General features: G+C 62.4%; 1 protein-coding gene. It reads left to right on the top strand.

What is annotated here, in order from left to right:
- The coding region (locus tag RDU12_RS14965; protein WP_308685431.1) for a strawberry notch-like NTP hydrolase domain-containing protein at positions 1-500 on the top strand (500 nt) is incomplete at both ends.

Raw genomic sequence — 500 nt, 5'->3', positions numbered from 1 at the left:
GGAGGCGGGCGGCGTCGCCGCTATGGAGGTGCTTGCCCGCGATCTGAAGGCCCTCGGCCTCTACACCGCCCGGTCGCTCAGCTATGCCGGCGTCGAATACGAGATCCTCGAACACGAGCTGACGCCCGATCAGATCGAGATCTACGACGCCTACGCCGACGCGTTCTCGATCATTCACAACAATCTCGAAGAGGCCCTGAAGCTGACGAACATCAGCAACGAGGACGGCGCCACCCTGAACGGCAACGCCAAGGGCGCAGCGCGGTCCGCGTTTGAGGGTGCGAAACAGCGGTTCTTCAACTTCGCCCTGTCCAGCATGAAAATGCCGACCGTTTTTGCTCAGATCGACCGCGACCTTGAGGCCGGCCTGTCGCCCGTGATTCAGCTGGTCACGACCGGCGAAGCTCTGACCGATCGTCGCCTCGCAGACCTCCCCGTGAGCGAATGGAACGACGTCCAGGTGGACATCACCCCGCGGGAATACGTTCTCGACTATCTCC

The sequence above is a fragment of the Brevundimonas sp. genome (genome assembly GCF_031082345.1).
In the GTDB taxonomy this organism is placed as follows: domain Bacteria; phylum Pseudomonadota; class Alphaproteobacteria; order Caulobacterales; family Caulobacteraceae; genus Brevundimonas.
This window is presented reverse-complemented; position numbering and strand designations above follow the sequence as displayed.